General features: G+C 37.9%; 28 protein-coding genes. 11 read left to right on the forward strand and 17 right to left on the reverse strand.

Annotated features, from left to right (window positions below; genetic code table 11):
• Nucleotides 1–2: 2 nt before the first annotated feature.
• From CRO15_RS05925 to CRO15_RS05950, 6 genes are read right to left on the reverse strand one after another with little or no spacing between them, the layout of a single operon-like run.
• Nucleotides 3–1,337, reverse strand: a complete 1,335-nt coding sequence (locus tag CRO15_RS05925) for a DUF58 domain-containing protein (protein ID WP_097044901.1) — start codon at nt 1,335–1,337, stop codon at nt 3–5.
• Nucleotides 1,338–1,346: 9 nt separating this feature from the next.
• On the reverse strand, nt 1,347–2,345 hold the full coding sequence (locus tag CRO15_RS05930; protein ID WP_097044902.1) for an AAA family ATPase: 999 nt from the start codon (nt 2,343–2,345) through the stop codon (nt 1,347–1,349).
• 3 nt (nt 2,346–2,348) lie between these two features.
• Complete coding sequence (locus CRO15_RS05935) at nt 2,349–3,560, reverse strand: DUF4350 domain-containing protein (protein ID WP_097044903.1); 1,212 nt, start codon at nt 3,558–3,560, stop codon at nt 2,349–2,351.
• 5 nt (nt 3,561–3,565) lie between these two features.
• Nucleotides 3,566–4,282 carry a hypothetical protein gene (locus CRO15_RS05940; RefSeq protein WP_097044904.1) on the reverse strand — a complete coding sequence of 239 codons (717 nt, stop codon included), beginning with the start codon at nt 4,280–4,282 and terminating at the stop codon, nt 3,566–3,568.
• Nucleotides 4,282–5,220: a hypothetical protein gene (locus CRO15_RS05945; RefSeq protein ID WP_097044905.1), complete on the reverse strand. Its 939-nt coding sequence runs from the start codon at nt 5,218–5,220 to the stop codon at nt 4,282–4,284. Before CRO15_RS05945 ends, CRO15_RS05940 begins: the two co-directional genes overlap by 1 nt.
• Nucleotides 5,201–6,172, reverse strand: coding sequence for a stage II sporulation protein M (locus tag CRO15_RS05950; RefSeq protein WP_097044906.1), 972 nt, complete (start codon nt 6,170–6,172; stop codon nt 5,201–5,203). Before CRO15_RS05950 ends, CRO15_RS05945 begins: the two co-directional genes overlap by 20 nt.
• A gap of 34 nt (nt 6,173–6,206) precedes the next feature.
• Here CRO15_RS05950 and CRO15_RS05955 point away from each other — a divergent pair, with 34 nt between their 5' ends.
• Nucleotides 6,207–6,932 (forward strand): RDD family protein, encoded by a 726-nt coding sequence (locus CRO15_RS05955; protein ID WP_097044907.1) that lies wholly within the window; start codon nt 6,207–6,209, stop codon nt 6,930–6,932.
• 2 nt (nt 6,933–6,934) lie between these two features.
• Complete coding sequence (locus CRO15_RS05960) at nt 6,935–7,546, forward strand: trimeric intracellular cation channel family protein (protein ID WP_097044908.1); 612 nt, start codon at nt 6,935–6,937, stop codon at nt 7,544–7,546.
• Here the strand turns inward: CRO15_RS05960 and CRO15_RS05965 are convergent, their stop codons facing one another.
• Nucleotides 7,547–8,260 carry a peptidylprolyl isomerase gene (locus CRO15_RS05965; RefSeq protein WP_097044909.1) on the reverse strand — a complete coding sequence of 238 codons (714 nt, stop codon included), beginning with the start codon at nt 8,258–8,260 and terminating at the stop codon, nt 7,547–7,549.
• Here CRO15_RS05965 and CRO15_RS05970 point away from each other — a divergent pair.
• Entirely contained in the window at nt 8,259–8,900 is a 642-nt protein-coding gene (locus CRO15_RS05970) for an NUDIX hydrolase (protein ID WP_097044910.1), read from the forward strand. The genes CRO15_RS05965 and CRO15_RS05970 overlap by 2 nt on opposite strands.
• A gap of 36 nt (nt 8,901–8,936) precedes the next feature.
• Nucleotides 8,937–9,749, forward strand: a complete 813-nt coding sequence (locus CRO15_RS05975; protein WP_097044911.1) for a lysophospholipid acyltransferase family protein — start codon at nt 8,937–8,939, stop codon at nt 9,747–9,749.
• On the opposite strand, the gene CRO15_RS05980 is transcribed toward CRO15_RS05975, so the two are convergent.
• The 4 genes from CRO15_RS05980 to xerD all read right to left on the reverse strand — a co-directional run bounded on the left by CRO15_RS05980 (nt 9,746) and on the right by xerD (nt 13,529).
• Nucleotides 9,746–10,390, reverse strand: coding sequence for a hypothetical protein (locus tag CRO15_RS05980; protein ID WP_097044912.1), 645 nt, complete (start codon nt 10,388–10,390; stop codon nt 9,746–9,748). The genes CRO15_RS05975 and CRO15_RS05980 overlap by 4 nt on opposite strands.
• Before the next feature lie 3 nt (nt 10,391–10,393).
• Nucleotides 10,394–10,888, reverse strand: a complete 495-nt coding sequence (locus CRO15_RS05985; protein ID WP_097044913.1) for an RNA polymerase sigma factor — start codon at nt 10,886–10,888, stop codon at nt 10,394–10,396.
• A gap of 70 nt (nt 10,889–10,958) precedes the next feature.
• Nucleotides 10,959–12,386, reverse strand: coding sequence for an amidohydrolase (locus CRO15_RS05990; RefSeq protein ID WP_097044914.1), 1,428 nt, complete (start codon nt 12,384–12,386; stop codon nt 10,959–10,961).
• Between the two features lie 237 nt (nt 12,387–12,623).
• Nucleotides 12,624–13,529 carry a site-specific tyrosine recombinase XerD gene (xerD, locus tag CRO15_RS05995; protein ID WP_097044915.1) on the reverse strand — a complete coding sequence of 302 codons (906 nt, stop codon included), beginning with the start codon at nt 13,527–13,529 and terminating at the stop codon, nt 12,624–12,626.
• Nucleotides 13,530–13,670: 141 nt separating this feature from the next.
• Between xerD and CRO15_RS06000 the strand changes: the two genes are divergently transcribed.
• From CRO15_RS06000 to aroQ, 3 genes are all read left to right on the forward strand, one after another.
• Nucleotides 13,671–14,168: a DUF3575 domain-containing protein gene (locus CRO15_RS06000; RefSeq protein WP_097044916.1), complete on the forward strand. Its 498-nt coding sequence runs from the start codon at nt 13,671–13,673 to the stop codon at nt 14,166–14,168.
• A gap of 120 nt (nt 14,169–14,288) precedes the next feature.
• Nucleotides 14,289–14,804 (forward strand): hypothetical protein, encoded by a 516-nt coding sequence (locus CRO15_RS06005; RefSeq protein WP_097044917.1) that lies wholly within the window; start codon nt 14,289–14,291, stop codon nt 14,802–14,804.
• 74 nt (nt 14,805–14,878) lie between these two features.
• The gene (aroQ, locus tag CRO15_RS06010) at nt 14,879–15,295 is read left to right on the forward strand and encodes a type II 3-dehydroquinate dehydratase (RefSeq protein WP_097044918.1); all 417 of its coding nucleotides are present in this window, start codon (nt 14,879–14,881) and stop codon (nt 15,293–15,295) included.
• Here the strand turns inward: aroQ and CRO15_RS06015 are convergent.
• The 6 genes from CRO15_RS06015 to CRO15_RS06040 form a co-directional block, all read right to left on the reverse strand.
• Nucleotides 15,292–15,570 (reverse strand): DUF3817 domain-containing protein, encoded by a 279-nt coding sequence (locus tag CRO15_RS06015; RefSeq protein ID WP_097044919.1) that lies wholly within the window; start codon nt 15,568–15,570, stop codon nt 15,292–15,294. The genes aroQ and CRO15_RS06015 overlap by 4 nt on opposite strands.
• A gap of 8 nt (nt 15,571–15,578) precedes the next feature.
• Entirely contained in the window at nt 15,579–16,970 is a 1,392-nt protein-coding gene (gene lpdA / locus CRO15_RS06020; RefSeq protein ID WP_097044920.1) for a dihydrolipoyl dehydrogenase, read from the reverse strand.
• 72 nt (nt 16,971–17,042) lie between these two features.
• Entirely contained in the window at nt 17,043–17,582 is a 540-nt protein-coding gene (locus CRO15_RS06025; protein ID WP_097044921.1) for a DUF1572 family protein, read from the reverse strand.
• Entirely contained in the window at nt 17,579–17,986 is a 408-nt protein-coding gene (gene msrB / locus CRO15_RS06030; protein ID WP_097044922.1) for a peptide-methionine (R)-S-oxide reductase MsrB, read from the reverse strand. Before msrB (CRO15_RS06030) ends, CRO15_RS06025 begins: the two co-directional genes overlap by 4 nt.
• A 14-nt stretch (nt 17,987–18,000) precedes the next feature.
• Entirely contained in the window at nt 18,001–18,495 is a 495-nt protein-coding gene (msrB, locus tag CRO15_RS06035; RefSeq protein ID WP_097044923.1) for a peptide-methionine (R)-S-oxide reductase MsrB, read from the reverse strand.
• A 107-nt stretch (nt 18,496–18,602) separates the two neighbouring features.
• Entirely contained in the window at nt 18,603–19,181 is a 579-nt protein-coding gene (locus tag CRO15_RS06040) for a collagen-like protein (RefSeq protein WP_097045594.1), read from the reverse strand.
• Between the two features lie 159 nt (nt 19,182–19,340).
• Here CRO15_RS06040 and glgB point away from each other — a divergent pair, with 159 nt between their 5' ends.
• The 4 genes from glgB (at nt 19,341) to CRO15_RS06060 (ending at nt 26,003) form a co-directional block, all read left to right on the forward strand.
• Nucleotides 19,341–21,236 (forward strand): 1,4-alpha-glucan branching protein GlgB, encoded by a 1,896-nt coding sequence (gene glgB, locus CRO15_RS06045; protein ID WP_097044924.1) that lies wholly within the window; start codon nt 19,341–19,343, stop codon nt 21,234–21,236.
• 93 nt (nt 21,237–21,329) lie between these two features.
• On the forward strand, nt 21,330–23,729 hold the full coding sequence (locus tag CRO15_RS06050; protein ID WP_097044925.1) for a glycoside hydrolase family 31 protein: 2,400 nt from the start codon (nt 21,330–21,332) through the stop codon (nt 23,727–23,729).
• 38 nt (nt 23,730–23,767) lie between these two features.
• The gene (locus tag CRO15_RS06055; protein ID WP_097044926.1) at nt 23,768–24,577 is read left to right on the forward strand and encodes a M48 family metallopeptidase; all 810 of its coding nucleotides are present in this window, start codon (nt 23,768–23,770) and stop codon (nt 24,575–24,577) included.
• A 100-nt stretch (nt 24,578–24,677) separates the two neighbouring features.
• Nucleotides 24,678–26,003: an MFS transporter gene (locus CRO15_RS06060; protein WP_097044927.1), complete on the forward strand. Its 1,326-nt coding sequence runs from the start codon at nt 24,678–24,680 to the stop codon at nt 26,001–26,003.

Raw genomic sequence — 26,003 nt, forward strand, 5'->3', positions numbered from 1 at the left:
ATTCAGAGGAGACCCCTAGCTTTAATTTCTAGGTATTTATTGATGGTGTTAATGGTCAAACTTTCAGGTTTGGTCAATATGGTTTGAATGCCATGTTTACGAAGCTCATTCACAACAAGCTTTTTTTCATAGATGAACTTTTCCGCAATGGTCTGCTCAAAGATTTGATGGACCGTTTCCGCATTTTTACTGGCAAACTTGTTCAGTTCGGTATTTTCAAAAAAGATGACCACCAATAAATGTTGTTTTGCAATGGCTTGAAGATAGGGGAGTTGCCGGTGCAGCGCATCCAATGTTTCAAAATTGGTGTACAACAATAAAAGGCTTCTTTGATTCAGATTTCGTTTAACATCAATATAAAGTCTGCTATAATCGCTTTCAATAAAATTGGTTTCCAGATTATAAAGAGTTTCCAAAATGAGGTTCATTTGAGAACTTCGGCGCTCCGCTACCACCCGGTTCTCAATTTTGTCACTAAAAGAGAACATTCCAGCCTTATCATGCTTCTTTATAGCAATATTGCTAATGACCAAGGTCGCATTAATTGCGTAGTCTAAAAGACTTAGTTCATTAAAAGGCATTTTCATTACCCTTCCCTTGTCAATGACCGAATACACAGGCTGGGATTTTTCATCCTGATACTGATTGACCATCAACTGGTTTTTTTTGGCCGTAGCTTTCCAGTTGATATTTCGGATATCGTCCCCTTGAACATACTCTTTGATCTGTTCAAACTCCATAGTATGTCCAATTCGCCTTATTTTTTTAAGCCCGTACTCATGAAGTCGATTGGTGAAAGCAATCAGGTCATATTTTTGAAGTTGCAGAAAAGATGGATATACAGGGACTTCCTGGAATTGGTCAAATGTATATTTTCTGGAAAGAAATCCAATTGGTGAGGCTGCAAATGTATTTAAGCTCCCAAATGAATATACACCACGTTCGGTGGGTCTAAGTTGATAATCATACTTTTTAGTACCACCACTTACAATCTTGCTTTTAAGTCCAAAATCCCTTTTCTGAAATTGAAAAGGTATCTCATCAATTATTTTGATGTCAGTTTGGAATAAATAGGTATTTGTAATTTCTAACTGGATAGGGTTTTCATCTCCATTGGACAGTTTGTCCGGCAGAATCCTACGCCCCGTCAAATTACCTTTGGAAGCGAACAATAATAAAAAATCAACGGTAAAAAAGAAGATAAAAACATAAAAAAGCACTTTTACGGCACCATAGATATCTTTGAATATATACGATATCAAAAAGGCCACAATAATTGTAGTAAGCGCAATAAAAAAGCGCTTTTGTAAATAGATATGTTTGAATAATCTTTTCAAGTGTCGGTTTTATCTGGGTATTTCAATGCTTTCCACAATCTGTTTCACAACTTGATTAGCAGTGAGTCCTTCCATTTCCCGTTCTGGGGTCAAGATGATTCTATGCCCCAATATGGGGCCGGCCACTTTTTTAATATCATCAGGAGTGATAAAATCCCGACCATTTATGGCTGCCAATGCCTTTGAGGCATCCATTATGGCAATGGAAGCCCGTGGAGATGCTCCAAGATAAAGATTGGCATTGCTACGGGTATTGTCCACAATGGCAGCAATGTATTTTAGCAAGTTCTGTTCAACAATGATTTCCTTGATGGTGTTTTGATACTCTGCAATTTGTTTGGCTGACAATACAGCCTTGATTAAATCCTCTACTTCGGTGTTTTTCTGTTCATGCTTGCTTTCCAAAATTTGAATTTCTTCTTCTAAACTTGGGTATTGCACGTTAATCTTAAAGAGAAAACGGTCCAATTGCGCTTCAGGAAGTCGGTAAGTACCTTCTTGTTCAACAGGGTTTTGAGTTGCAAAAACCAAAAAAGGAGGTTCCATATCGTATTCGGTACCATCCATGGTAATTTGTCGTTCCGCCATGGCTTCAAATAAGGCAGCCTGTGTTTTCGCTGGTGCACGATTGATTTCATCAATCAAAATAATATTTGAAAACAAGGGTCCCTTTTTGAATTCAAATTCTGAAGTCTTTACATTGAATATTGAAGTTCCCAAAATATCGCTTGGCATAAGATCCGGCGTAAACTGGATACGGCTAAAATCCACATTCATGGTTTTTGCCAGCAATTTGGCGGTCACCGTTTTAGCAACTCCAGGAACTCCCTCAATCAATGAATGTCCGTTGGCCAAAATTGAAATAATCAATAGCTCTACCATATCCTGTTGACCTATAATTACCTTTCCCAATTCTGATTTTATTTGGGAAACGGCTTCTTGTAGTTTGGTAAGATCAATCCTCTGGTTAAACTGTAATGCGTCTTCTTGTGGTTCTTTTTCTTCCATTTGTTACTGCTTAAATGCGGTTATTTTTTTATTGAGCTCAATACTTTCTTGCTCGGTATGTGTATTCTTGTTTTTAAGATGGATGATATATTCCATCAGCTCTTTCGTTTCCTTTATTCCCTTGCCTGCCTTGGCGGCCAGCACTTGAAAGGTTCTTTCGTTTAGCTGACCGGTATCTACATGGTATCGATTTCTGATATAGGCCAGGAAATAGTTCATTTTTTTATGGACCAAATCCGTGAAATCTTTATTCTGATGATAAAGAGACCCAACAGCCTGCGCAAATTCCACCGAGGAATTTTTTAAGGGCTCTATTACAGGAATTATCCGTTGTTCGCGTTTTGCTTTAAAAAGAACGAAAAGTATGAGTCCTAACATGGTGAGGTAATAAACCCACTTGAGCGCTTCTTGGTTTAAAACAAACCGCATTGGTGAGTTTATAACAATTCGCCCAGCTTTTTTATAATTGTCCCAATAAAGAATGTCCTTATCCTCCAAATAAGAAAACGTGCGAGCTACATAATCTTGGTTTCCTTTAAGCATATAAAAGTTGGAATAGGCTATTGGTGTAGTATTTAGAATGAAGTAGCCATCTCCAAACCTGGTCTTTATAAAATTGGGTCTTGTGATTTTTTCAGCGGGTTTATCATCAATAAAATTGTCTTTGGTATATGTAATATGCCCTAAAACGGTAGTGTTTGTGGAATCTACACTTATAAAGTGTGAATTAAAGCTGCCCCGAGTTAGTTCAAATTCACTATCATCAAATTTTTTATGGGTCAAATTCAATATGCTGCTTCCTTCTTGTACACTATAATCAGATGCAATTTCAATATTCAAGGTATCTGATAAATGTCCACCAAAACCAGTTGAGGCTATAAAAATAGTGTTCCCTGAATCTACATAATCCAACATTTGATTGGTCTCCTGTTGGTCCAGGTCTACATAGTCGTTGATAAAAATATAATTGGAACCTACGGGAGCATCATTGGCTATCAAAATATCGTAGACACTTTTTTCAACTGTTTTGATCTCACTATTGCCAAACAAGGAGGGTAGTTCGTTATACAGTATATAACAGCCAAAGGGAATTTTATCCACAGCGGTGTACGATTGTCTCCAATTAATAGGTTTTGGACGTACAATTTCGGTAATGATGATGCCAAGAACCACAAGGGAGAAAATTGCAATGACTACTTTAGATCGCTTGTCCATGGTTACTACCTAATTAAACTGTTTAACATTGCAAAGCGAGAAGCTGTTTTGGTATATCCCATTTCGTCAATATACTGTTCCCCATACCAAATATATTCATAGAGGTATGACGCTTTCCGAAACTCGGTTTGTAATTTGACTTCCCCAATCTCTTTTTCGTAGTCCGAATTGGTTTTTTCAAAGTGCCATTCAATGATTTCTTTTTGAGACAGCAATTTGAGGATTTTCAGGAACTGATATCGCACCGCAAGCCTATAGTCTTTGTTTTTAAGAGCAGTGTCCATCAACGAATCCAAATCCACGCTCTCAATATGTTGCTCTGACAGATTAATGTCCACAAGGGGTTTGGCCTTTTTAGTGAAGATGGCATTGAATTTTTCATTGACGAACACTCTAATCAGAATAAAAATGACCAAAAGGCCCATTAAACCATATATAAGATATTCCAAAATCAACAATGTTTCCGGTGAAATATCTATGCCAACAGCATTGCCAATTCCTTCCAAAAGCCATTTAATGAATCTTGCCAATAAATTTTGGGATTCCCCGGTTTTTACATCATAGTTGAACTCCTCCCCAGTGTATTTTTTGCTCAAATCCTCATCTATACTTCGCTCATGGAGTATAGATTCTTGGTCAATAGGTACAGGGATGGAGTCATTTTGACCAAACAGAGTGGATATGCACAAAAGAAAAACTAAAGTGATGCTACGTTTTGCCACTAGTTGGATTGTCCTATTTGCTCAATTTTACTTCTTGTGTTGATGTTATAGGTTTTCTCATGTAATGCATAAAAGAGAATCCCATTGACGAACTGTGAAAGACACTGGGCATAGACCATTAAAATTAACAGCAAGCAAAGCCCTAAAGTATAAACTATGGTAGATACTATAGAGCTACCAACATCCACACTATTTTGCACCACATGGAAAGTATATATTCCCACTATTATCATGGGAATTAACATAATTATAAAAAACAAAAGTCCGTTCAGCAGGCCAAGAATAAAATTTACACCAATTGATTTCCAAAAGTTTTTACTGACCAGGTTCCAGCCTTCACCAAAAGCATCTGTTACTCCTTTGTTTTCACTCATCATACTGAAAAAGGAAACCCCGACCCACGCAGCTAGAAAAAATTGAAGAATGTATTGGGCAAACATGCCCAACAATGGAATAAGGGCACATATGAATGCCACAATCATGAACACCAAATAAATTGGAATCAACAATAAGATGAATACCAGTATGTTGCCAAATCTACTTTTTGTGAGTTCCCACACTTCTTTTTTATCGAAGACCATTCCTTTATGCTCATCATATTTTACCAAATAAGAAGAACTAAGACTAAAGTTAAGACCTCCTACCAAAATAAGGATGATAAAAAACAAAATTCCTCCTGCTATAATATAGACCCAGTAAGTATCGTCATTAGTTTGCTCCAACCCTGTTCCAAACATATTTCCTTCTGCAGCAATGAGTCCAACAAACCCTGAGACCAATAAATAACTGGTGATGAGCAAGCCTATTAAGAATACACCATTATAGCTTAAAAAAACATTGGTGAACTTTTTTATATTCTGTTTTAAAAAATCAAAATAAGTGGTTAGAATATCGCTAAAATCACGATTTATTCTTAGTTCAATGTATTTGTCTTTCATATGATGATCGGTTTACTAAGATTGGGTATATAATGTAATAAAACACAATTAAAAATAAAGACCCTCCAATGATGGCAAATGCCAACCAGTTGGGCATATTGGCGTATCTGGTGATGAAACCTTCGATGAAACCTGCAATAATGAAAAAGGGAATGGTGCTTACTACAACTTTAAGACCATCTTTAGCACCCTTCATAAATGAAACGCGACGTGAGAAGGTCTTGGGAAATAAAATACTATTCCCCATAATAAGCCCGGCACAGCCTGCAACAATAATAACAGAGATTTCTATGGTTCCGTGAAGCCAAATCTGTCTGTTGGCCTCAAAAAATACGCCTTTGGTATAAAAAAATGTAATAAATGCACCTAACATTACCCCATTGCTAAAAAGAATATATGCAGTTCCTATACTGGTGATAACTCCAAAGGCAAATGCTAAAAAGGCCACGCGTATATTATTGATGGTAATACCCAAAAATGTACCTATTTCACTTCCACTTTTATAGATGGCCGTAGGTTCTCCCTTTGCAATATTGCTCAAAGTTTCGTTTACATAAGCATCTCCCAATATAAGACGTACAAAGGAGGAATCGTTAAGTGCCGAAATACAACCAATAGCTGAAGCTATCAGAAAAATAAGGAAAGCAATCCCAAGAGTACGTTGGTGTTGCCCAAAAAAAAGTGGAAATTCATGAACCCAGAAATTAACGATTCGATTTCCGGATTCTTTTTTATTCTTATATATTTTTTGATGTGCTTGGGAAGCCAAGGAATTCAAATACAATAAAGTTTTACTTTGATCGTAATACGTTTGTGCGTAGGCCAAATCATTTGTAAGTTGAATGTAACCATCAACCAAGACATCTGGGTCGGTATTGGAGCCTAAGGAAAGTGCTTTTTCAAAAGCAATCCATTTTTCTTTATTTTGTTTCACAAAGGCGGCCTCGCGCATAAAAAAAGATTCGTTAAGCTAAAATTACTGTTATATGGGTAACCTCCAAATCAATACAACGCAAAATGTTAATCTAGATTATAAAATTGTGAGTATTGGGGAAAGAATTGTGGCTTTTTTGATTGATGGACTCATATTATATATGTACGCTTTTCTGGTCAATATTATTGTTGATGCCTTTGGTTACATTTATGAAGATACATGGACCCAGAGGGGGCTCGCTGCTCTTATCTTTTTACCGGCCATGTTTTATTCCCTTTTGATGCACAGTATTTTTAATGGACGAACTGTAGGGAAAATGCTCCTGAAAATGCGAGTGGTCCGGTTGGACGGTACCCCAGTGCATTGGAGCAATTATTTGGTGAGATGGATGTTACGCCTTGTGGATATCTGGATATTTTTGGGTTCTATTGGAATATTGTCTATAATTTTCACGGAGAAAAGGCAACGTGTAGGTGATGCAGCCGCTGGAACCGTAGTGATAAGTACCAAGAACAAAACCAAAGTTTCGCATACCATTCTAGAAGAGATCAAGGAAGAATATGTGCCACAGTTCACTAATGTTACCTTGTTAAGCGATAAGGACGTGAGATTGATAAAAGATACTTTCTTAATTGCCAAGAGAAGCAATGATTATAAAACCCTGACAGCTTTAAGGGTGAAAGTGGAAAGTATTCTTAATACAAAATCCAAGTTGTATGATGTCCAATTTTTGGATACCATTTTAAAGGACTACAATTACTACACCCAAAAAATGTAATTATGTTTTATCAAACCATAGATATTTTGGGAACTGTTGCTTTTGCTCTTTCAGGGGTTCTTGTTGCCATGGAAAAACGACTGGACTTGTTTGGAGTATTGATTATTGCCTTTGTGACCGCTATTGGAGGTGGCACTTTGCGCGACCTGCTCATTGGCAATACTCCGGTGGTATGGATGCGCGACCTAACCTATGTTACCACTATTTTTATCACCGTTGTTTTTGGAATACTATTTGTCAATCAACTTAAATACCTTAGAAAATCCTTGTTTTTGTTTGATACTATTGGTATTGGATTGTATACTATGGTAGGAGTGGAGAAAGGAGTTCAGGCTGGACTCTCTCCGGTAATGTGTGTGGCATTGGGAACCATGACTGCCAGTTTTGGGGGCGTGACCCGAGATATTCTTTGTAATGAGATTCCGGTCATATTCAGAAAAGAGATTTATGCCACGGCATGTATTGTAGGAGGTTTCAGTTATTTTCTTTTTGTAATGGTGCCTGTACCCGAAGGGTATGCTTATATGGCTGCCATAATTTTGGTAATTACTTTAAGGATTTTAGCTGTTAAGTTCGATATCCGTCTTCCGAATATCTACAAAAAAGAAACCTGATCAGAGCACTTCTGCTTTTAAAATATATACATTTTGCCAAGGCCAATCGCCGTCACCTACAGGAACATTGTTAATAGCGTCCACTACATCCATGCCTTGAATCACTTTTCCAAATGGGGTGTAAGAACCATCCAAATGGTAAGAGCCGGGTTTAGTGACCACAATAAAAAATTCATATGGAGAAGCCAATTTGTGGGGATTGTTCCGCTCGCTACTAGGCATCGAAATGGTTCCTCTATGATGCTTGTGTCCTTTCTTTGCATCAGGAGGTAGTAAATAACGGCCTATAAGTCTACGTTTCTTTGAAGTCTCTCGGTCATCTGAATTTCCACCCTGAATGATAAAATCTTTTACAACCCTATGGAATTGGGTATTGTCAAAATAGCCTTTTCTGGCCAGGTAAATAAAATTTGCCCTGTGGTAAGGTACATTGTCGTAAAGCTGAATAGTAAAACTTCCCATGCTGGTGGTGAGTTTTACCTTGTTTGCTTTCTCTTCTTTCGAGTAGCTAAAAAAGAAATCGATGGCATTTTCTTCGTTGAGCACAAAAGCATCTTCTTTTTCTTTCTTGATGACTTCCCCTTCTTTTGGAATTGAATCGGTTTTTGTAACGGACTCTTCAACTTTTGGATTCTTTTTTTTGGGAGATTCTCCGCAAGAGACCAGAAAAAATAATAGTATACTTGTAGTAAAAGCAGCTTGTTTCAACAACATGGATTTTAAGGAATTTTATCAACAGGTTTTAAAAATAAAAAATCTACCACTACCCGGTGAGGATTCTCATCAAAAAATGTCACCAGCTATGCGACTGCAATGGCTGAAATCTAATGAGATCAAAAGGATGAATCCCAAGAAGGCTGGGGTGATGGCACTGTTTTATCCAGATTTGGAACTTGAGACTCGCCTGTTGCTGATTCTTAGGAAAACTTATAATGGAGTACACTCCAATCAAATTGGATTTCCAGGTGGAAAGGTTGAACCGCAGGATGTAGGTCTTTTGGATACTGCTTTACGAGAAACTCATGAAGAAGTGGGAGTGTCTCCAGATTCCGTTGAGGTTCTAAAAGAGTTAAGTGAAGTATATATTCCACCAAGCAATTTTATGGTAAAACCTTTTATTGGAATTTATAACAACCCTGAACCTTTTCTGATTCAAGAAAGTGAGGTCGAGGCCCTGGTTGAGGTGTATTTGAGAGATTTTATGGACAATTCAAATTTAATTGAAGAAAATTTAACTACTTCATACGCTCAAAATATTAATGTACCTGCTTATAAATTAAATGATTATGTGGTTTGGGGCGCAACAGCAATGATGATGAGCGAAATCAAAGAACTTTTGGAACAAGTGCTTTGACCGCTATTTTGTAAATTAGCCCACAACTGATACTATATGGGGCTGTTTAAGGAAAATCCTTTTGGACATATTTTGTTTTTAAAGCGTTGGCTGATTCGAGTTGCCGGGTCAATTACCCATCAACGCTATAAAGGATTTAATACTTTGGAGATTGAAGGGTCACAAATTATTCGCGACCTTCCTGAATCCAACGTTCTTTTTGTGAGTAATCATCAAACTTATTTTGCTGATGTGGTAGCCATGTTCCATGTTTTTAATGCTAGTTTAAAGGGAAGGGACGATAATATCAAAAACTTGGGATACTTATGGAACCCTAAGTTGAATATCTATTACGTAGCTGCCAAGGAAACCATGAAACAAAGTTTGTTGGCAAAAATACTTGCGTATGCCGGTTCAATCAGTATTGAACGTACATGGAGGGCAGATGGCAAGGATGTAAACAGACAGGTGAAGTTCAGTGATATCAGTAACATTGCAATGGCCTTGGATGATGGATGGGTGATTACCTTTCCCCAGGGAACAACAACACCATGGAAACCTTTAAGAAAAGGAACCGCCCATATTATTAAAAGATACAAACCAGTTGTTGTCCCAGTTGTCATTGATGGTTTTAGACGTTCTTTTGATAAAAAGGGATTGCGTGTAAAAAAGAAGGGAATATTGCAATCCATGCAAATTAAGCCACCCTTGGAAATTGATTATGAAAATGAATCCATTGATGCTATCATTGAGAAATTGGAATATGCCATTGAACAACATCCCTCGTTCTTAAAGGTAATTTCCAAAGATGAGTTGGCGGCCTACGAAGCCGAGCATCAAAAAAGGAGGTATAGCTATAAAGGAGATTAGACTTCCAATTTTTTTAATTCATTATAGTTTTCTTTGAGCCTTTTTAGAAGAATTCCATAGAGCAGTTTGTAAAAAAGCCAAATTAACAAGAGTAAAACTGCCGTGAAAATTATGGAGACAATTGCGACCATCACCCAAAAAGTTACTTCGTTGCTATCCTGAAGCGCAGCTTCCACAATTTGCTTTCCTTCCTGGCCATATATTAAGACTCCGTAGATACTAATGACCATTGTGATGGTAAAAATGATAAGATTGAACCATACATAATGGGTAACCGTCTTTTTCACATCAAGTATGGTTTTCATCAATTTTTTGGAAGAATCTGTGAAAGAGATTTTCTTATAATTGGTATAAAATTGATAAATAAAATACAGGATAACCCCATAGTTGACAAAATTGAGCACCATCATGGCATTATAGATGTGCATTGCCTTGAGTTCTTGCATAGATTCGGGGTCGCTGAATATTATATTTATTCCAGCCCAAAAAACAAACTCAATTATACTGATATAGAATATCCATTTGACTATGGAAGATGATTTTTTCCAAATCATCTTATATATATCATCATAGGACAGTTTTGGAAGATGTGCTTCCTTTTTCTGCCAGTCTTTTTTTAAGAGTTCCAGTTCATCCACCATAATCTAAGGATTTAATATGGTTCTTAATTTATTTTTTACTCTATTCATCTTTACCCTTGCATTTACCTCTGTTATACCCAGTGTTTCGGATATTTCTGAATAATCTTTGTCTTCTAAATATAGAAAAACCAAGGCTTTATCAATATCTCCCAATTGCTTAACCGCATTGTACATCAATTTCAGTTGCCTTTCTTGGGTATCATCATATTCGTCGGTCTTAATTTTAAAAATTACCGAATCATAGTCTTGGGTCTGTATTCTTTTTTTTGATTTCCTGTAAAGGGTTATGGCAGTATTTAGTGCCACACGATACATCCAAGTACTGAATTTGGCATCGCCCCTAAATTTTGGATATGCTTTCCATAATTGAATTGTGATTTCTTGGAACAGGTCATTGTGGGAATCCCGATCATTGGTATAGAGGCTACACACTTTATGAACAATATTCTGATTGTTCTCAAGCTCCGTTACAAAACGATGTTCCAGTTCTTTATTCACTCAGGTTGGTAAGTTTGCTATATAAGTACCCTCAAAACACATTTTGTTACAGGTAAATCTATTTTTATGATTATTTTCTGTAATCCAGAGCTGGAGGTCTATCTCCAAGCAAGGGAATGTATTTAAAATCCTTTCCCCTTCTTTCCTCTAGTTCCGCTTTGGCTTTCTCGATGGTTTTTAGGTTTTCAAAAAGATCTATCGCCGTGAGTGACAATGCTTTTGCGGCCACCATCATTCCTTTATTGCCAATAGAGGTACCCCCAGCTGAAACGGCTTGCCAACTATGGGCGGGTGTTCCAGGAACCCAAGTGGCAGCACCCATGCCCACAGTAGGGACAGCAAAGCTTACATCGCCAACATCTGTGGATCCGTATGCTCTTGCCTCCTCTTTATAAGGTTGAACATCTGATGCTCTTTTTACATCTAAGGTTTCATAGCCTAAACTTCTGGAAATTTTTTCCGAAAATGTCATTTCTTCATCCGTGTAAGTTATTCCTCCCACTTTGGATAGATTATCATGCATTAATTTTTGTAAGGTAAGATTTGGTAATAGTTCATGGGTTCCTCCAATCATTTCATAATCCATGGTGGTTCCTGTTCCCAGGGCAGCTCCTTCAGCTGCTTTTACCATACGATCAAAAATGTCAATGACCACATCCCTTTTGTTATGTCTGGCATAGTAATAGACCTCGGCAAAATTGGGAACTACATTGGGAGCTTTTCCTCCATCGGTGATTACATAATGAATTCGTGCTTCCTGTGGAATATGTTCACGCATCATGTTTACCATATTATTCATGGCCTCAACACCATCTAATGCCGAGCGACCGCGTTCAGGGGCTCCCGCTGCATGGGCAGAAGTTCCATAAAACCGAAATTTGGCAGATTTATTGGCAAGTGCTGCCCCGGCACTTGCTGCATTTTGTGCGCTAGGATGCCAATGGAGAGCAATATCCACATCATTGAACAGACCTTCACGAACCATGTAAACTTTTCCTGAACCACCCTCTTCGGCTGGGCAGCCATAAAAACGAATGGTTCCCTTGGTTTTGTTTTTCTTCATCCAGTTTTTTACGGCAATAGCGGCTGCGGTAGAAGCAGTTCCAAAAAGGTGATGCCCGCAGGCATGACCGGCGGCCTTACCTGCTGATTTCTTTTCAGGTACTGCTTGTTGGGATAAGCCCGGAAGAGCATCGTATTCTCCCAAAATAGCAATGACAGGATATCCTGATCCATATTCAGCAATAAAAGCGGTGGGAATTCCGGCAACGCCTTTATTTATGGAAAAACCCTCATCAGAAAGTGTTTTTTGTAAAAGGGCTGAACTCTTATCTTCCAAATATCCCATTTCCGCCAGATTCCAAATCTGTTGTGCGATATTTCCATATTTAGAGGCTTGCTCGTTTAATTTTTTTAAGACGTCATCTCTATTTTCTTGAGCAGAAGAGGTGGAGGTAAGTAAAATTGCCCCAATGTAGAAGATCAGTAGTTTTTTCATTAAGTTATAGTTTTGTTAGTCGGTTTTAAAGATACTAAAAAACCTATCTCGCAGCTATTTTTGCCCATAGGGAATCCGTAAATTTGCAAACATGTCCAGTATGAATATTCCACAGTCCAGCCTACCAAGAATTGTTATCATTGGAGGAGGTTTTGGGGGCATTGCCCTTGCAAAAAATCAAATAAAAAGTATACAGATTTTCAAAGTGGAGCAAGTATAATTTCACTCTCCTTATTACTATTCTGATGCATTTCTAGGGTGAAAATCACTTAGGACTGTAGATAAGAACTTTCGGTTTATGTGCATATAAACTTCCGTAGTGGTAATGCTCTCGTGCCCCAACATTTGTTGAATAGCCCTTAAATCAGCACCATTTTCCAGTAAATGTGTTGCAAATGAATGTCTAAAAGTATGGGGACTTATACTTTTGTTTAATCCATTTTTTTCTGCCAATTGTTTTATTATAGTAAATATCATGGCTCTGGTAAGCTGCTTTCCCCTCCGGTTTAGAAAAAGAAAATCTTCATGTTCCTTTTGTATATTCAAGTGTAACCTAACTTGGCTCTTGTAAATATTGATGTATTTTTTGTTCAATTTACTTATGGGAACAAAACGCTGTTTATTTCCCTTGCCCGTAACCTTTATGAAATCTTCTTCAAAGTATAAATCAGACAGTTTCAGGTTTATAAGTTCAGAAACTCTTAGTCCGCATCCATATAAAGTCTCCAAAATAGCCCTGTTACGCTCACCTTCAGGTTTTGAAAGATCAATTGCCGCTATAAGGTCGTTGATTTCATCGGTTGAAAGTGTATCGGGAAGTTTCCTGGCTGTTTTAGGAGTTTCTATCAAATCCATTGGATTATCCGTTCTGTAATCTTCAAAAATAAGATAGGTAAAGAATCCTTTAAGCCCAGAAATAATACGGGCCTGAGATCTTGGATTTACCATTTTTGCCACATCATATATAAACTTTTGAACCGTTTCTTGGGTTATTTCCAAAGGCGATTCAACAATAGTATGTTCGTCAAGATAGTCCCTAAGTTTTTGAAGATCTAAACCATAATTGGTAATGGTATTTTCTGAAAGACCTCGCTCAATTTTCAGGTAATGTTGATAATCCGTTAATGCCTGATTCCAATTCATTGTTTAAAGATAATCACAAATAGTTTTGTGCAGTTTGTTCGTTTATAGGGATTGGTCAATTGATATGGTGTATTGGTCAAATGGTAAATATTAGAGGTATTTATAATGATACTTTTAGAATGAATCAAACATTAAATTATAATGAGAAAAATGTATTTAACGACCATTGCTCTTTTTGCAATAGGGTTTATGGTAAAAGCACAGGAAAATGTTATTAAAGTTAATCCGTTGGCACTTGCTTTTGGAACAATGGAAATTGGTTATGAAAGAGTCTTAAATCAAAAACAATCTTTTCAAGTGGATTTAGGATATACAACTTTTTCTACAGGAGGTTCGAAATATTCAGGATTTGGTATAGGAGCGCAGTATCGATTCTATATACAAGAAGGAAAGCATGCGCCAGAAGGTTGGTTTTTGGCACCTGTGGCTAATTATTCATCCTCTAAGGCAGATAACTTTAAAACAACGGTATTGGTAGCTGGTGGTGTAGGTGGTTATCAATGGAATTGGAATCCCATTACACTGGATTTATATGGTGGACCTGCCTTTTATAGTGTGAAATCTGATGATACTGCTTTTAGTTATGGATTTGATGGGTTAGGAGTGCGAGTTGGATTTTCACTTGGTTTTGCTTTCTAAAAGATCAGGTCAAAAATGGATTTTATGAGAGGAGGCATTAGCCTCCTTTTTTGCGCATTAAGTTTTTTTAACACTATTTTAATGGAAAGTGCGTTTTAACTTCTGACCAATTTAACAAACATGAAAAACATAATTACAACAAGTATTTTTTTTCTCTTAGTAACTTTTGCAATGCATGCACAAGTAGATAGAAGTAGTTTTAAAGTAGGTTTAAATGCTGGTATACCAGTTGGTGATGCTGCCGATGTTTCCAGTTTTAGTATTGGATTGGATGTCAATTATCATTGGGGTGTTTCCGAATTGTTTGATGTAGGTCTCGCCACTGGGTTTATTAACGCTTTTGGTGACACTGACACTTCTTCCGTTGGACCTGTGACCGTGCAAACAGAGTTTGAAGATTTTCAGTTTTTACCTGTAGCAGCTTCGGTACGTATCTATCCAACCTACCATTTTAAGTTTGGAGTTGATGCTGGCTATGCCGTTGGTATAAGTGATGGTATGGAAGGAGGGCTTTACTATAGGCCCATAGTGGGGTATAATATTACGGGAAATACAGAACTTAATGTTTCTTATATGGTTGTGGAGGATAATATTTCGTTTTCTGTTGCAACTGTAGGAATTTTGTTTTTGTTCTAGATTTAAAAACATAACACAAAAAAGCAGGGAAGTCCCTGCTTTTTCTTTTTTATAGATGTTGTATTTTTATCCATATGAAATTAATGATTATCAACGGCCCCAATTTAAACCTCCTAGGAAAGCGAGAACCCGAGTTGTACGGAAGTATCACATTTGAGGATTATTTTTTGCAATTACAGAAAAAATTCGAAGGAGTTGAATTAGAGTATTTTCAATCCAATATAGAAGGAGAACTTATAGACAAGATTCAGGAGGTTGGTTTCACCTATGATGGTATTGTATTAAATGCAGCGGCATATACACATACTTCGGTTGGTATTGGAGACGCGGTTAAAGGTATTGAGATCCCAGTGATTGAAGTTCATATTTCCAACACCTTCAAAAGAGAAGATTTTAGACATATTTCCTATATATCCTCTGGTGCTAAAGGCGTAATTCTAGGTTTTGGTCTCCAAAGTTATGATTTGGCAATACAAAGCTTTATCAGCTAAGCTCCTTTTAAGTATTTCTTATCTGCGTAAAATGTCCCAAAGGGCAAAAGTGAGGCTATAAAAAGCACAATAAAATGTTTGATACTCCATTTGTGTTTCCAGCAAACAATGATAGCAATAATCACATAAGCTATAAAAAGTCCGCCATGGGCATATCCCACAATCTTATTGGGTTCTAAAATATTGGCCCAATACTTTAAAGGCATAGTAAACCCAAATAACAGAAGATAGGATATTCCTTCTAAAATTGCCGTGGCTCTGAATAGTTTAAGCACAATATAAATTATAGGTGAATAACCTCGTCATACGCATCAGCTACAGCTTCCATGACCGCCTCACTCATTGTGGGGTGGGGGTGAACTGCTTTGAGTACTTCATGCCCAGTAGTTTCTAATTTTCTGGCAACCACGGCTTCAGCAATCATATCGGTAACACCTACACCGATCATGTGGCAACCCAACCATTCGCCATACTTGGCATCAAAGATTACTTTAACAAAGCCATCAGGGGTTCCAGAGGCCTTAGCTTTTCCACTAGCTGAGAATGGAAATTTGCCCACTTTAATATCATATCCTTGTTCTTTGGCCTGTTTTTCTGTGAGTCCAACAGATGCTACTTCTGGGACACAATAGGTACATCCAGGAATATTGCCATAATCCAAAGCTTCAACATGCATTCCGGCTATTTTCTCTACACAAAGAATTCCTTCTGCGGAAGCAACGTGAGCCAAAGCCTGCCCTGGAGTAACATCTCCAATGGCATAATATCCGGGAATGTTGGTTTGATAGTAATCGTTGACCAAAATTTTATCTCGATCTACTGCTATACCAACGTCTTCTAGTCCAATATTTTCAATATTGGTTTTGATACCCACCGCTGAAAGTACAATATCAGCTTCCAATACCTCTTCTCCTTTGGATGTCTTAATCGTAGCTTTTACACCATCACCAGAGGTGTCAACATGGGTAACTTCTGCTGAGGTTTTGATTTTTACACCAGCTTTTTTGAAACTTCTTTCCAATTGTTTGGATACATCTTCATCTTCAACGGGAACAATATTGGGAAGATATTCAACAACGGTAACTTCGGTGCCCATGGAATTGTAGAAATATGCAAACTCAATCCCAATCGCTCCGCTTCCCACAACAATCATTTTTTTGGGCTGCTTTTCCAATGACATTGCCTCGCGATAGCCAATTACCTTTTTACCATCCTGAGGTAGACTTGGTAATTCACGACTTCTTGCACCGGTGGCAATAATAATATGATTTGCGGTATATTCAGCTGGATCACCATGCTCACCCTTTACTACTACTTTTTTACCAGGTTGTACCTTTCCATAACCGTTTAAAACCTCGATTTTGTTTTTTTTCATCAAAAACTGAATGCCCTTACTCATTCCATCTGCAACACCTCGGCTTCTTTTTACAACTGCATCAAAGTCATGCTCTACTTTTTTTGCACTCAATCCGTAGTCTTCTGCATGTTTTAAGTATTCAAAAACCTGAGCGGACTTTAAAAGCGCTTTGGTTGGGATGCAACCCCAATTAAGACAGACGCCTCCTAAACTTTCCTTTTCTACAATAGCTGTTTTGAATCCAAGTTGTGCAGCCCTAATTGCTGTTACATATCCGCCAGGACCACTACCCAAAACAATTACATCGAAGTTGCTCATTAGTTTTTGATTTTAGATGTTAAAAATGAAGTGCAAAAGTACGCAATTCAATGGCCAATTACCAAGGTTTGGTTATGCAGAATTAGAATTACCAAACATCTTTTTGTTGAAATCAGTCGAACCCCCTTTAGGAATGGATAAGGATGCCCAATCGTTCCCCTTGATCATTCGGCCTACGAATGCAATTTGCCCTACATGACTTGCATAATGGGCTAATTGCCGGTTAACGGCTTCAACAATAGTGTGTTCCTCTGACCTAATTTTGATTTTTGTATTGAAATTTGATGCATTGATATTGTTCAGAGCTTCAAACAGGCATTTCCATCCTTTTTCCCAAGCGGCAAGCATTTCAGTTTTGGATTGGTATTCACCTTCAAACTCGGTTTCCCGGTTACGCCATGACTTTTCCCCGTCTTCAGTCAGAAAATTGGTCCATCTGCTCAGCATATTGCCAACCATATGTTTCACGATAATAGCAATAGAATTATCGGTCTCTTTGTATTTCCATTGGATTTCATCTTCTGAAAGTTGAGCAAAAGTTTTATCACCCATCTTTTTATAGCGGTGAAATTCGAAAATGGCACTTTTAAGGTAGTTTTCGTGAAAATTCATTCTTTGTCTGGGTTAAATCCTATACTTACCGAGTTGATACAATATCGTTGGCCGGTAGTTTCCTTTGGCCCATCATTAAATACATGTCCCAAATGACCACCACAATTGGCACAGACGGTTTCCGTGCGAATCATTCCGTGTGAAGTATCCCTTATATATTCAATTGCTCCTTCAATAGCTTGGTCAAAAGACGGCCAACCACAACCACTTTCAAATTTGTGATCACTTTTAAAGAGTTTGGAATTACAGGCCTTACAATGATAATCGCCATCCTCAAAATGTAGATTGAACTGACCAGTATTAGGTCTTTCGGTACCTTTTTGGCGAAGCACAAAATATTCTTCCGGAGAAAGTTCCTTTTTCCACTCGGATTCCGTTTTCTCTAAATCATATTTTTTTTGCATCTATGTTCGTTTAATTATTTGGAATCTGGAACAAAGTCCAATGCTGCCCCATTAATACAGTGTCTTTTACCTGTTGTCTTTCTTGGCCCGTCATTAAAAACATGTCCTAAATGCCCACCGCAGGTGGCACAATGTTCTTCAGTTCTTGCATAGCCAATTTTGTAATCTACATCATAGGCCACATTACCCTTTATTTCCCGATCAAAGCTTGGCCATCCGGTACCAGAAGTGTATTTATTCTCACTTCTGAAAAGTGGCGTTGCACATCCCGCGCAGATGTAGGTGCCCTTTTCTTTATTGGTTAATAGTTCGCTGGTAAAAGCATTCTCGGTTGCTGCTTTTCTCAAAACATAATATTCAATATCGGTCAGCTCTGCCCTCCACTCAGCATCTGTTTTTGTAATGGCATATGCAGCCTCTTCTTTTTCCTTTATTTCTTTTTTCCCTTCCTGCGATATACCCTTGCATCCCGAGAGGATTAGAACTATAAAAAGCAATTTTTTTCCCATTTCTTTCTTTTTCTAAGTAGACGTTGTTTTAGGAGCTTCCTTTCAAAAGCATAAAAAAACCTGCCATGTTATCTGGCAGGTTTTTAAGATAATACTTTTTTGGAGTATTAATTCCCTTCAATTTTATGAATCTGATTTTCCTCAATTCCTAGGGCGGACATAACGTTTGATAGTTTGGATGTATCCATTTTGGATGATTCTGCAAATTCACTTGGAACAAAAACAATTCTAAAGGATTGATTGTCGGTGAAGTCAGTGCTTAGTGCGGATAGGTCAAAATTTCCGTCGATGAAAAGTTCCACATCCACAAAAGTATGGGCCATTACATATTGTATAGTACCCTCGGGAAGGAAGAAACTCTGTGGAATCTGACTCCAGGTATCGGCTGTACTGCCATCTTCCAAATCTACTGTTCCGTCAAACCTGTATACTAAAACAGCATCAGATTCAAATACTTCAAAGTCGGTAACATCACTGAATGTAATCAAGGCATTGAAAATATTACCGTCCGCATCATAGTCAAAATTAACATTGTCCACTTCTACAACCTGTCCTTGAATACCATCTTTACCATCTACTCCGTCCCTTCCATCTAGTCCATCAAAACCTGGAGGGCCTTCTGGGCCTTCGCAAGATACTGTGAACAAAACAAGGAAGATGCCGATAATTGTACTGAATTTATTCATGATTTTTGATTTTTGATTTGTGTTCATTTCATTTGTTTCACAGTCAAAATCAAAAAGCATTCCATTTTTGTCAGGACCTTGTTTTATTTTGTAAACTGAACCCTCAAATCGGATTCTTGGGCAAAGATGTGTAATATTGCATCAGTTAAACCCGCTTTTATGTCCAAGGTAGTTGTCCATAGCTTTTTTACAGAATTTGATATCAATCTTTTTAAGGCTGGAAAACACTTTAGGCTTTATAATAAACTTGGAGCTCATTTAACTGAGGTGGATGGGGTAAAGGGTACTTATTTTGCAGTTTGGGCCCCTTCTGCCAAATCTGTTTCCGTTATTGGGGATTTTAATTTTTGGAAAGGCGAAGACCACCAACTGAATGTCAGATGGGATGAAAGTGGTATTTGGGAGGGTTTTGTTCCAGGTGTGGACAAAGGAACCAAATATAAATACAAGATTAATTCACATAATAATGATGTTTGGACGGAAAAAGCAGACCCTTTTGGAAGATTGTGTGAGCAACCTCCTAAAACTGCTTCGGTAGTTTGGGATGCTCCGCATTCTTGGAAGGATAAAAAATGGATGGATACCCGTGAGCAGAAAAATGGATTGGATAAGCCTTATTCTGTTTATGAAGTGCATTTAGGATCTTGGAAGAAAAAAAATGGCTGGGAATCACTTTCCTACGTGGAAATGGCCGATGAGTTGGTTAGCTATGTAAATGAAATGGGATTCACCCATGTTGAGCTCATGCCTATTATGGAATATCCTTACGATCCTTCTTGGGGATATCAATTGACTGGTTATTTTGCACCTACTTCGCGTTTTGGTAAACCAGAGGACTTTAAACTGCTTGTAGATAAATTTCATCAAAAAGGAATTGGGGTGATTTTGGATTGGGTTCCTTCCCATTTTCCTGAGGATGCCCATGGTCTTGGTTTTTTTGATGGATCCCATTTATATGAGCACCCGGATAGAAGAAGAGGATATCATCCGGATTGGAAAAGCTTGATTTTTAACTACGGGAGAAATGAGGTTAGAGCATTCCTGATTAGCAATGCAATTTTTTGGTTGGATCAATTTCATGTGGATGGACTCAGGGTAGATGCTGTTGCATCTATGCTATACTTGGATTATTCAAGAGAGGAAGGGGAGTGGGAACCCAATATATATGGGAATAATGAGAACTTGGAAGCCATTTCCTTTTTAAAGGAAATGAACCAAGAGGTTTATGCCAGTTTTAAAGGAGTACAGACCATCGCAGAAGAATCCACCGCTTTTTCTGGGGTTACCAAGCCTGTAGATCTTGGAGGCCTTGGTTTTGGTATGAAATGGATGATGGGATGGATGCACGATACCCTTGAGTTCTTTAAAAAAGAACCAATCCACAGATCTTATGACCTGAACAATATTACTTTTAGTTTAACATATGCCTTTACCGAAAACTTTATGCTGCCTTTTTCACATGATGAGGTGGTTTATGGAAAACGTTCCTTATTGTATAGAATGCCAGGAGATGAATGGCAGCGTTTTGCAAATTTGAGGTTGCTTTTTGGTTATATGTTTACCCATCCGGGAGGAAACTTACTTTTTATGGGTGGGGAATTTGGGCAATCTTCGGAATGGAATTTTGAAGAAAGCTTGGATTGGCACTTAACCCAATTTGATTTTCATTCTGGAATTCAGGAAGTAATCAAAGATTTGAATAGAGTATATAAAGGAAATCCTGCCTTGTATGAAAAGCAATTTGCCCCGGAAGGTTTTGATTGGATTGAGTACAATGATCAAGAAAATACGGTGGTCACTTATATTAGAAAAGGCTTGGATCCAAAGGATGATTTGATTGTGGCATGTAATTTTACTCCTGTACAAAGGGAGAATTATAGAGTAGGTGTCCCTAAAACCAACCAGCTAAAGTTGATTTTTAACAGTGATGACACCAAATATTCTGGTAGCGGGTCGGGCAAGAAAACCCTAAAACCCGCTGCAACCGCATGGAACGGACATAAACAGTCTGTGGTAATGACACTTCCGCCATTGGGAATAGTAGTTTACAAGTAGCAGAACCACTAAAACGTTGTAGTGAATATGTTGGTAACATCTTTTTAATTTCTCACCCTAAAGCCTTTCTTTTGTCAGACTTAATCAACCAATATGATTACCAATACAGAAATTGAAAAAAGGGGCAATCAGTTCCCAAACCATATAGTAAATTTTAAACAAGAAAACGATAAGCTCTATTTTACCACAGAGAATGGCGTTATTTTGGGGCTAACAGTTTTAAGGGACAGTGCAATTCGTTTCAGATATGCCACTGAGCATGCTTTTGAACCAGATTTTTCATATGCCATTAGTGATGATGTCAGTTTGGGTTATAATGAACTTGTAGTAAAAGAAGAAGTCTCTGAATATATCATCACTACTTCAAAAATTAGGATTCACGTTAATAAATCTAACCTAAAGGTTAGAGTATTTGATTTGGATAATGTTGTAATTCTAGAAGATGAATTTGGGTTTCATTGGGAAGAGAACTATAACTACGGTGGAAATATCGTTAAAATGAGTAAAATTTGCCATTCTGGTGAAAGTTACTACGGTATGGGTGACAAGGCCTCCCATACCAACTTAAAAGGCAAGCGTGTAAATAACTGGGTAACGGATTCCTATGCTTATGGCAAAGACCAGGAGCCATTGTATAAAGCGATTCCATTTTATGTAGGCCTCAAACAGAACATTGCTTATGGAGTTTTCTTTGACAATTCGTTCAGCACATATTTTGATTTTGCTAATGAGAAAAGAAATGTGACCAGCTTCTGGGCAGATGGAGGGGAATTGAATTATTATTTCTTCTATGGGCCTAAAATGAATCAAGTAGTTGAAGCCTATACCAATTTAACAGGGGTTCCTGAACTTCCACCTTTATGGGCTTTGGGTTTTCACCAATCAAAATGGAGCTATTACCCAGAAAAAAAGGTGAGAGAAATAACCTCATCCTTTAGAAAGCTAAAAATACCTTGTGATGCCATTTATTTAGATATAGATTATATGAATGGTTTTCGCTGTTTTACTTGGGACAATAGTCACTTTCCTGACCCTAAAAAAATGGTAAAGGATTTAGAAGAGGATGGATTCAAGACCGTTACCATGATTGATCCAGGCATAAAAATAGACAGAAATTACTGGGTGTATCAAGAAGCCATGGATAATGGATTCTTCTGTCGCCGCGCTGATGGTCCACATTTTAAAGGAAAAGTATGGCCTGGAGAATGTAAGTTTCCAGATTTTACCGACCCTAAAGTACGCGAATGGTGGGCAGACCTATATAAAGAAATGATTGCCGATATTGGGGTAAAGGGGGTTTGGAACGACATGAACGAACCTGCCATCATGGAGGTTCCCTCAAAAACTGCAAATTTGGATGTAAGACATGACTATGATGGACATCCTTGTAGTCATAGAAAGGCACACAATGTATACGGTATGCAGATGGTACGCGCCACTTATGAAGGGGTCAAGAAATTTATGTTCCCCAGAAGACCTTTTGTGCTTACTAGAGCGGCTTATTCAGGGACACAACGGTATTGCGCTACCTGGACAGGAGACAATGTAGCAACTTGGGAACATTTGTGGATTGCCAATGTACAAATGCAACGAATGAGTATTAGTGGTTACTCTTTTGTAGGATCAGATATTGGCGGATTTGCGGAACAACCCAATGGAGAATTGTTTGCCAGATGGATTCAATTGGCAATTTTCCATCCATTTTGTAGAGTACATTCTAGTGGCGATCATGGAGAACAAGAACCTTGGTCCTTTGGTGATGAAGTAACAGATATTGTTAGAAAATATATCGAACTACGGTATCAGTTACTGCCTTATCTGTACACCATGTTTTATAAATACATCCAGAATGGACTACCTATGATTCAATCTTTGGTGTTTTATGATCAGGATGATACCCAAACGCACTTTAGAACAGATGAGTTCCTTTTTGGGGAGCAAATTTTGGTATGCCCGGTTCAAGAACCTAATGCCCAGGGTAGGCGCATGTACTTCCCTAAAGGGAAATGGTATAATTATTGGAATGATGATGTAGTAACAGGAGGAGTGGAGAAATGGGTTTCTGCCGAGATAGAACAGGTACCTTTATTCATAAAAGAAGGAGCCATGATTCCTAAGTATCCGATACAACAATATGTGGGCGAGAAAGAGATAAAGGAATTGGTCATTGAGGTTTACTATAAGGAAGGAATAGAAAATTCCACCATTTATGAAGACCAATTGGATGGATATGATTATAAGAAAGGACGATATAGTCTAAGACGTTTTAGACTGCGTGGAAAAGAAAATGAGTTGATTATCCAACAATTTAAAGATGGTAATTTTATCACTTCGTATGACAAGTTTAAACTTATATTTCATGGACTTCCATTTGAAATTGGGTCTATTGAAGTAAATAATGAGGTAGTAGAACCAAAGGATATAAAATTAAATGGAAGCAACAGTATTGAGGTAAGTAAAGATTTTACAGAGCTACACATTACTGGAAAATAATTTTTTGTATTTTACTTGGACTAAACACTATTAACAATATGAAAAGGTTTATTATTACCGTAGCAATTTTTTTAGCGGTTGCTGCATGCAAGACAAATCCGTTTACTGGGAAAAGTACGCTTAACTTTTATCCCAACAGTCAAATTTTCCCAATGGCATTTGCCCAATACGATCAGTTTTTGACTGATAATAAGGTTGTAACTGGGACATCAGATGCGCAAATGATTACCAAAGTTGGGCAACGTATTTCCACAGCCGCGGAGCGCTGGTTAGATGCCAACGGTTACCCAGGCTATCTAAAAGATTATAAATGGGAGTACAATTTGGTAAATGATGAAACCGTAAATGCATGGTGTATGCCAGGAGGTAAAATTGTATTTTATACTGGTATTTTACCAATTACCCAAACGGAAACAGGCGTTGCCGTTGTCATGGGGCATGAAGTAGCCCATGCATTGGCAGATCACGGAGCACAACGTATGAGCGCTGGTATGCTGCAACAAATAGGAGCAGTTGCCGGTAATGTAGCAATTAAAGATCCTCAAAAACGAAATACCTTTAATCAAGCATATGGGTTAGGGTCAACATTAGGGGTAATGCTCCCTTTTAGCAGAAACCATGAAACCGAAGCAGACAGGATAGGGTTGCAAATCATGGCCATAGCGGGGTATAATCCAGATGAGGCTGCGAACCTTTGGAGGAGGATGAAAGCCAAATCCGGAGGTCAAGCACCGCCAGAATTTATGAGCACCCATCCATCAAACGATACAAGAATAAACAACCTCATGGCTTGGGCACCGGCTGCAAAACAAGAAGCGGCCAAATATGGGGTAACATCATTTAAATAACCAATTGATAAACCAAACTGTAGTGCCATTTAGAGTGAAGCGGAAAATCTGAAAAGATTTTCTCCCTTGGCTTTAAATGGCATTTTTATTTTATTGAACCATGGAAAAAGTACTCGCATTAAAAGGAAGTAAGAAATTGTTGAATGCTTGGGCTTTTTATGATTGGGCCAACTCTGTGTACAGTTTGGTGATTTCTTCGGCTATTTTTCCAATTTTTTATGGAGCATTGTTCCGGGTGGCCGAGATAGAAAAAGTAACCATATTAGGTGGTGAGATTGCCAGAGCCCCATTGATTAGTTACGTTACCTCCCTTGCTTTTGTTTTTATAGCTATTATTACCCCTTTGGTATCGGGAATTGCGGATTATTTGGGGAACAAAAAGATTTTTCTTCAATTTTTTTGCTATTTGGGTGCACTGTCTTGCATTGGATTGTATTGGTTTTCGCTGGAGAATATTTATTTTGGGTTAACCTGTTATTTCTTTGGTTTAGTTGGTTTTTGGGTAAGCTTTGCTATCAACAATTCTTATCTACCGGATATTGCTTTTCCTGAACAACAAGATGGCATAAGTGCCAAAGGATTTTCATTGGGTTATGTAGGTAGCGTAATCTTATTGGTATTTAATCTTGCTATGGTTATGCAGCCTGCCGTTTTTGGTATTACGGATAGTGGGGGAGAGGTAGCCGAGGTCAAGGCTATGAAATACTCTTTTATTTCAGTTGGAATCTGGTGGATTTTGTTTAGTCAATATACCTTCTTACATCTACCTAAGGGATATAAAAAGGAAGGAGCGCGCACCAATATTGTCTTAAACGGATTCAAGGAATTGAAAAGTGTATGGAAGCAATTAGGTGCGGAGACTCAGCTTAAACGCTATTTAGGCGCTTTCTTTGTCTACAGTATGGCAGTGCAAACCATTATGTTGATTGCAACTTATTTTGGTGAGGAAGAAATTAATTGGGGGACGGATAGCGAACGTACAACTGGACTTATTATCAGTATTTTGGTTATACAGATTGTTGCAATTTTTGGGGCCACAATAACCGCAAGAGCTTCAAAAAGCTACGGAAACATTAAGACTTTGATCGTTATCAATTTGATTTGGATGTTACTATGTATCTACGCCTATTTTTTACAAACCCCAATGGATTTTTATATTGCTGCCGGATTTGTGGGTGTCGTAATGGGTGGAATTCAGGCTTTATCTCGTTCAACATATTCCAAATTTTTGCCAGAAACTACAGATACCACTTCGTTTTTCAGTTTTTATGATGTTGCTGAAAAAATAGGGATAGTGATAGGTACTTTTTTATATGGTGCCGTGGCTCAACTCACCGGAAGCATGAGAAACAGCACCATCTTTTTAGGGTTGTTCTTTTTGGTGGGAATGTTCTTATTGACAAGGGTGAATAAAAAAAGTAGATAA

Source organism: Flagellimonas pacifica, from assembly GCF_900215465.1.
Classification (GTDB): Bacteria; Bacteroidota; Bacteroidia; order Flavobacteriales; family Flavobacteriaceae; genus Flagellimonas; species Flagellimonas pacifica.

Excerpts from the sequence above, each read along its gene's own strand:
- CRO15_RS05930 (WP_097044902.1), bottom strand. The coding sequence starts at position 2,345 with ATGGAAGAAAAAGAACCACAAGAAGACGCATTACAGTTTAACCAGAGG.
- CRO15_RS05935 (WP_097044903.1), bottom strand. The coding sequence starts at position 3,560 with ATGGACAAGCGATCTAAAGTAGTCATTGCAATTTTCTCCCTTGTGGTT.
- CRO15_RS05945 (WP_097044905.1), bottom strand. The coding sequence starts at position 5,220 with ATGAAAGACAAATACATTGAACTAAGAATAAATCGTGATTTTAGCGAT.
- CRO15_RS05950 (WP_097044906.1), bottom strand. The coding sequence starts at position 6,172 with ATGCGCGAGGCCGCCTTTGTGAAACAAAATAAAGAAAAATGGATTGCT.
- CRO15_RS05955 (WP_097044907.1), top strand. The coding sequence starts at position 6,207 with ATGGGTAACCTCCAAATCAATACAACGCAAAATGTTAATCTAGATTAT.
- CRO15_RS05960 (WP_097044908.1), top strand. The coding sequence starts at position 6,935 with ATGTTTTATCAAACCATAGATATTTTGGGAACTGTTGCTTTTGCTCTT.
- CRO15_RS05970 (WP_097044910.1), top strand. The coding sequence starts at position 8,259 with ATGGATTTTAAGGAATTTTATCAACAGGTTTTAAAAATAAAAAATCTA.
- CRO15_RS05965 (WP_097044909.1), bottom strand. The coding sequence starts at position 8,260 with ATGTTGTTGAAACAAGCTGCTTTTACTACAAGTATACTATTATTTTTT.
- CRO15_RS05975 (WP_097044911.1), top strand. The coding sequence starts at position 8,937 with ATGGGGCTGTTTAAGGAAAATCCTTTTGGACATATTTTGTTTTTAAAG.
- CRO15_RS05980 (WP_097044912.1), bottom strand. The coding sequence starts at position 10,390 with ATGGTGGATGAACTGGAACTCTTAAAAAAAGACTGGCAGAAAAAGGAA.
- CRO15_RS05990 (WP_097044914.1), bottom strand. The coding sequence starts at position 12,386 with ATGAAAAAACTACTGATCTTCTACATTGGGGCAATTTTACTTACCTCC.
- xerD (WP_097044915.1), bottom strand. The coding sequence starts at position 13,529 with ATGAATTGGAATCAGGCATTAACGGATTATCAACATTACCTGAAAATT.
- CRO15_RS06000 (WP_097044916.1), top strand. The coding sequence starts at position 13,671 with ATGAGAAAAATGTATTTAACGACCATTGCTCTTTTTGCAATAGGGTTT.
- CRO15_RS06005 (WP_097044917.1), top strand. The coding sequence starts at position 14,289 with ATGAAAAACATAATTACAACAAGTATTTTTTTTCTCTTAGTAACTTTT.
- aroQ (WP_097044918.1), top strand. The coding sequence starts at position 14,879 with ATGAAATTAATGATTATCAACGGCCCCAATTTAAACCTCCTAGGAAAG.
- lpdA (WP_097044920.1), bottom strand. The coding sequence starts at position 16,970 with ATGAGCAACTTCGATGTAATTGTTTTGGGTAGTGGTCCTGGCGGATAT.
- CRO15_RS06025 (WP_097044921.1), bottom strand. The coding sequence starts at position 17,582 with ATGAATTTTCACGAAAACTACCTTAAAAGTGCCATTTTCGAATTTCAC.
- msrB (WP_097044922.1), bottom strand. The coding sequence starts at position 17,986 with ATGCAAAAAAAATATGATTTAGAGAAAACGGAATCCGAGTGGAAAAAG.
- msrB (WP_097044923.1), bottom strand. The coding sequence starts at position 18,495 with ATGGGAAAAAAATTGCTTTTTATAGTTCTAATCCTCTCGGGATGCAAG.
- CRO15_RS06040 (WP_097045594.1), bottom strand. The coding sequence starts at position 19,181 with ATGAATAAATTCAGTACAATTATCGGCATCTTCCTTGTTTTGTTCACA.
- glgB (WP_097044924.1), top strand. The coding sequence starts at position 19,341 with ATGTCCAAGGTAGTTGTCCATAGCTTTTTTACAGAATTTGATATCAAT.
- CRO15_RS06050 (WP_097044925.1), top strand. The coding sequence starts at position 21,330 with ATGATTACCAATACAGAAATTGAAAAAAGGGGCAATCAGTTCCCAAAC.
- CRO15_RS06055 (WP_097044926.1), top strand. The coding sequence starts at position 23,768 with ATGAAAAGGTTTATTATTACCGTAGCAATTTTTTTAGCGGTTGCTGCA.
- CRO15_RS06060 (WP_097044927.1), top strand. The coding sequence starts at position 24,678 with ATGGAAAAAGTACTCGCATTAAAAGGAAGTAAGAAATTGTTGAATGCT.